This is a genomic window from Moorena sp. SIO4A1 (assembly GCF_010672065.1).
In the GTDB taxonomy this organism is placed as follows: domain Bacteria; phylum Cyanobacteriota; class Cyanobacteriia; order Cyanobacteriales; family Coleofasciculaceae; genus Moorena.
The window spans coordinates 1-1,048 of record NZ_JAAHHX010001050.1; the positions used below are offsets into that span (position 1 = coordinate 1).

Annotated in this window: 1 pseudogene; it reads right to left on the reverse strand. The window is 37.9% G+C overall.

Annotated features, from left to right (window positions below):
• Positions 1–741: pseudogene (locus F6K53_RS45175) on the reverse strand (condensation domain-containing protein); the annotation flags it as partial.
• Positions 742–1,048 lie beyond the last annotated feature (307 nt).

A 1,048-nucleotide genomic window follows, 5' to 3' on the forward strand; every position in this document is an offset into this window, starting at 1 on the left:
AGCAACGATGGCCTCAAGCAAAGTCTGGAAATGCCCCAAAATTTGCTGAATTGTTGCTGAATCTAACAACTGGGAGTTGTATTCACACTCTAGGGTTAAACTCCCTTCTTCCTCAGAAGCCATAATCACCAGAGCACAGCTGTGAATTTGTTCGGAGATGTCTGCTAAATGCTCTTTCAAATGCTCTTTTTCTATCGGTATTTTGGAAATACAAAATGGCACATTACACAACACCAACATCACCTGAAAAATTGATGCTCTACTTAACCCTTCATCTGTTTTTAATTCCTCAAATAAATTCTCAAATGGGTAATCTCGATTTTCTCTAGCCTCCTCAATTGTATTAGCAACCCGCTTTAAAAGTTCTCTAGCACTTAGATCACCTGATAAGTTCGTCCTTAGTGCTATTGGATTAGCAAACTTTTCCTTACTTCCTGACTTTGTATCCCGGAGACTATCGGTAGATAGAGAACCAACAATGATATCTTTCTGCCCCGTCTAACGCAGTAAAATAATTTTAAATATAGCTATAATCGCGGTAAATAGAGTGATATTTTCACAGCTACAAAATTTAGTTCGCTCTATATAGAGCTGTTGCTCTAGTTGGAAAGCTTCCCTGGATATGATAACTGTATCAACTGGCAATTGCGGCTCACTTAAAAATTCTTGTAAAACAGGTAGTTCGCCACTTAGTCGCTTTTGCCAGTAGGCTTGCTGTTCGGTTAAGCGAATGTCGATCAATTGTGTTTTCTAAGTACTCATGTCAAAAAATATCCTTAATTTTAAAGTAATTTTATAAAAATCTGGTAACCGTTAACCTTCTATTGGAAGGTTCAGAGCAAGCCATACTAATCAACCCTAGTAATACCATATTACGAGGATTTATGTAAATTCCATGAAGCGATTCTATAGAAATCCGATCTGATTTGTCAAATATATAGCAATTATATAACTGGTGAGGTACAAATATCTAGGTTTTAGGGAGCAGGGAGCAGGGAGCAGGGAGCAGGGATTAGGAAAGAGCCAAGAGTCAAGAGTGAAACAATCA